The sequence below is a fragment of the Methanosphaera sp. genome (genome assembly GCF_016282985.1).
Lineage (GTDB): Archaea > Methanobacteriota > Methanobacteria > Methanobacteriales > Methanobacteriaceae > Methanosphaera.
Genome location: NZ_JAEELZ010000026.1, coordinates 1 through 4,603, shown reverse-complemented (window position 1 = coordinate 4,603; position 4,603 = coordinate 1). Strand labels below are relative to the sequence as shown.

3 protein-coding genes are annotated in these 4,603 nt (G+C 29.7%); 2 read left to right on the top strand and 1 reads right to left on the bottom strand.

The annotated features are described in order from the left end of the window. Positions 1-231: 231 nt before the first annotated feature. Together QZZ11_RS01370 and QZZ11_RS01365 are read left to right on the top strand one after the other, a co-directional pair. A complete protein-coding gene (locus tag QZZ11_RS01370) occupies positions 232-576 on the top strand; it encodes a DUF6110 family protein (protein WP_292472839.1) in 345 nt (114 codons plus the stop codon). 48 nt (positions 577-624) lie between these two features. Then, positions 625-2,745, top strand: coding sequence for a heavy metal translocating P-type ATPase (locus tag QZZ11_RS01365; protein ID WP_292472837.1), 2,121 nt, complete (start codon positions 625-627; stop codon positions 2,743-2,745). Positions 2,746-2,837: 92 nt separating this feature from the next. On the opposite strand, the gene QZZ11_RS01360 is transcribed toward QZZ11_RS01365, so the two are convergent. Beyond that, on the bottom strand, positions 2,838-4,343 hold the full coding sequence (locus tag QZZ11_RS01360) for a potassium transporter TrkG (RefSeq protein ID WP_292472835.1): 1,506 nt from the start codon (positions 4,341-4,343) through the stop codon (positions 2,838-2,840). Positions 4,344-4,603: the final 260 nt, after the last annotated feature.

The window sequence follows — 4,603 nt, the reverse complement described above, 5'->3', positions numbered from 1 at the left end:
TTTAAAATCTTAAAAATAGATATAAAATTGAAATAAATATAATTTAAATGAAATAATGAATATATTTAGATAAAACTAAAAATTATCCAAGATATTTAGTCAAAACTAAAAAGTAATAATTATAAAAATATATTAAGAACTTTAAAAATAATTATTATATAAGTAAATTTATCAATTAATTTGGTAATTTTCTAAGGATATAATTATTAAAAAAATAAACAGGTGAAAAATATGGTATTTAATAGAGACTCAGATGGAAACGGAATTACAGGAAGCATCACAAACTTCATTGGAGACGACAGAGTAAAATATTTTGCAGCAGGATTAGTTGCAGCATATGCAATTAAAAAATTCTCAGAAACAGAAACTGCACATAACTTAGCAGTTAACTTAACTGCAGGTGCATTAGAATTAAGAGACACTGTAGAAGAAAGTATTGAAAATATCAGAGAAGATGCAGAAGACATCCATGCAGAAGCTCAAGAAAAACAACAAATCGAAATTTTCGGTCCTGAAGATTTAGAAGATATTGATGAAGAAATCGCAGAAGAATTAGAAATTAAAGATGACGAATAAATCATAACCTCCCTCACTTTTTTATACAAAAAACGGGAAAATGAAAGTATGAAATTTAAAATAGTTTATGATAGAAACGATATCCTTCGTGTTCGTCTAGGTAAAAATGCATTTACCCCCGAACAAGGATACGGATTATCAAGATTGCTATCTGAAAAAGAAGGAATCGAAGCTGTTAAAGTTTCATCAGTCAATGGTGGTATTTTTCTAAAATACACTTGTGAAAAATTACAAGTACTCAAATACTTAGCCAATATTAAAAAATCTGATTTATTTGAAGCAGAACCAACACCAGACGAACTTTCTAATGAAACCGATAGTAGATACATTTCTAAAATTGTTAAAAAAGTTGCAACAAGATACCTATGTAAAGCATTTTTACCACTACCATTACATGTGGCAAAAATAGTTTATGAAGGATTACCTTTCATGATAAAAGGATTAGACAGTCTTATACATCTTAGATTAGATGTTGACTTACTTGATGCAACTAGTGTAGCAGTTACACTTAGCCAGGGTATGTTCGGACCAGCCGGTTCAATTGTATTCCTGTTAGGATTATCTGAAATCCTTGAAGATTACACTATTGAAAAAACCAAACACTCATTAGAAAACAGTTTAATGTTAAACATTAACAAAGTTTGGATAAAAACTGAAGAAGGTACAGAAGTTCAAATCCCATTCTCAGAATTAAGAGAAGGAGATAAAGTAATTGTAAGATCAGGTATTATTATACCTGCAGATGGTACAATTGTTGAAGGTGAAGCAGCAATAAATGAAGCTACAATGACTGGAGAATCATTAGCAGTTCACAAAGATTACGGTAAAAAAGTATATGCTGGAACAATCGTAGAAGATGGTTCTATCGTAATGAACGTTGATGAACTTAATGAAAAAACAAGAATCAACCAAATAATTGATTTAATTGAAAGTTCTGATAAAGCAAAAGCAGGTATACAAAGTAAAGCTGAAAATTTAGCTGATTCAATTGTACCATGGAACTTCGCAGTAACATTATTAACATATATTATTACAAGAGATCCAATCAAAGCAATTGCAGCTTTAACAGTTGATTATTCCTGTTCAATCAAACTTGCAACACCAATTTCAATTATTTCAGCAATGCGTGAAGCATCTGAAAGAGAAATAGTTGTAAAAGGTGGAAGATACCTTGAAGCCTATGCAACAGCAGATACAATTATATTCGATAAAACAGGAACATTAACTAAATCACAACCGCATGTTGCAAAATATATTTCACTAGGAAGATTAACTGATGATGAATTCCTACGTCACGCAGCATGTCTAGAAGAACACTTCCCACACAGTGTAGCAACAGCTATAGTACAAAAAGCTAAAGAGCTTGGTTTAGAACATGGAGAAGAATACCACTCAGAAGTTGAATATGTTGTTGCACATGGAATCGCTACAACATTATTCGGTAAACGTACAGTTCTTGGAAGTAGACACTTTGTCTTAGAAGACGAAAACGTAGAAATTACTGAAGAAAAAGAACAAATTGTTAAGGAAAATGCCGATAAATATTCAATAATTTACTTCGCAATTGATGGAAAACTTGAAGGAATCATATGTATTGATGACCCTCCAAGAGAAGAAGCTAAAAAAGTTCTCAGTCAGTTAAGATATTTAGGTATAAAAGATATCATTATGCTTACCGGAGACAGCGAAAATGCTGCAAAAACTACTGCAGAATTATTAGGATTAGATCATTATAAATCACAAGTATTACCTGAAGATAAAGCTGCTATTGTAGAAGAAATTAAAGCTCAAGGTAAAAAAGTCATAATGGTTGGTGACGGTATAAACGATTCACCGGCACTTAGTGCAGCAGACGTAAGTGTAGCAATGAAAGATTCATCAGATCTTGCAAGAGAAGTAGCAGACATAACCTTACTAAGACCATTATTAGATGATCTTGTAACAATGAGAATTATCAGCCAGCAAATGATTGATTTAATCAACAGAAACTATAGATATATCCTTGTATTAAACACGTTATTCATGGGATTAGGATTAACTGGTGTAATTACACCATCACTCACATCTATCTTACATAACGGTAGTACATTACTCATTGGTCTTAACAGTGCAACAAATAAAAACTATCCAGAAGTAAATATTGATGATATCATTGATGTAGAAGTATAGACTTCTACAACATATTCTTTTTTAAAAATTATTTAATTGAATTACTATTTTTTCTAATAAATTAGTTAATAAAAAAAATATAAATTTGGAGATTATTCATTATTTAAACTTTTTATCTTACTTTCAGCCCTATTTATCATATATAATACTCCCAAGAATAATGGCCAAACACTTATCCTTCCAACCCAAAAGTCTATAATTAATATTAACTTGACCATAAAAGGCATACTGGCTGAGATATAACCTACACTAATTCCTGTATTTCCTATGGATAATGCAGCAACAGTAAATGCAGTAATAAAATCATTACAATAAAATAATATTATAAATGTACTTAACAAGAACAACAGTATGTATGAAACTACAAATATTAATATTGTTTTAATGTTTTTATTAGATATATCTCTTACTCGTTTATCATGGTTAATTTTTTTCGGTTTTATTGTATTTTTAGGAAGCATCATCTCTTCAACTTCCCACCATATTGATTTGAATAATATTACAATATTATATAATTTTATTCCACCACTTGTAGAACAGATTGAACCTCCTATAAATGTTAACAACAGTAATAGGAAGAATGAAAACTGAGGCCACATATAAATATCCTGCGATACGAATCCCGTAGAGGACATTACAGATATCACCTGGAATATTGAATGTCTGAATATAACTAATATATCATGATTATAATATCCTTGAGAATATAATGAAATCATTATCAGTAAAGTTGCTATAGCAATAATTATAAACATTGCCCTTAATTCAATATCCTTTAACAAATGTCTGGTATCTCCCTTAATAATTCTATAATGTATTACAAAATTTGTACTTCCCAATATCATTAAAAACATCGTTACAATTTGTATCGCTAACGAATTAAATATATGGGTATCTGAAGAATATATTGAGAAACCTCCCGTAGCAACTGCAGTGAAAGTAAAACATATTGCTTCATATAAATCTAATCCAAGCAATAAATATAATATTATTCCTAAAGAAGTGATGGATGCATATAATTTTAAAAAAATCATAGTTGTATGCCTTACATTTGGAGTCATCTGTTCAGTTCTACCTTCCGCAAAGAATAACCTTTTTAAACTAACTGAAGAAGGAACTATTGCAAGCAACAATACAATTATACCTAAACCACCAAACCATTGGGTTAATGCCTTCCACATAGTAACAGAGTAAGGATAAGTTTCTTCAGGAATTAAAGAAAAGCCCGTTGTGGTAATTCCAGACATTGCTTCAAAAAATGAATCAAAAATACCTAATTCTCCAGACAAGATATAAGGTAAACCACAATATATTGCTATTATTCCCCATATACTTAGTACAAAAATCAGAGCTCCTTTAAATGAAAGGGTTGTTGACTGTTTCCTTCCAAACAATGCGATTAATATTGCTCCTGAAATAAAGGAAATAATTGCTGAAAAAATAAATGAATATACAAATCGTTCTGGATCATGATAAATTAGTCCACACACTACCGGCACAATCATAAGTACGGACATGATTATACAAACATATCCTGTATAGTGTCCAATTGTCTTGAGCTCATTTGGTTTTAGCTTATTTAATTTGTAAGTATTCATTTACATCCCTTTAATATTATATACAATTATATTTTATTAATTGTAATATTTAAAATTATTATTTTAGTATTAAAATAAGTATATAAAAAAAAAGAACATGAAAAAAATAAAAAAAATAAAAAAAAGTGTTATTATTTTTCAGATGACAAAACTGTTTTCAAGTCTCTTAACGTTGAACCAATACTTCCACTAATACTTCCAAGTACTAATCCACCAATTACTGCAATAACTAAAATTATCAATATTGACACTGATATGGA

Excerpts from the sequence above, each read along its gene's own strand:
- QZZ11_RS01370 (WP_292472839.1), top strand. The coding sequence starts at position 232 with ATGGTATTTAATAGAGACTCAGATGGAAACGGAATTACAGGAAGCATC.
- QZZ11_RS01365 (WP_292472837.1), top strand. The coding sequence starts at position 625 with ATGAAATTTAAAATAGTTTATGATAGAAACGATATCCTTCGTGTTCGT.
- QZZ11_RS01360 (WP_292472835.1), bottom strand. The coding sequence starts at position 4,343 with ATGAATACTTACAAATTAAATAAGCTAAAACCAAATGAGCTCAAGACA.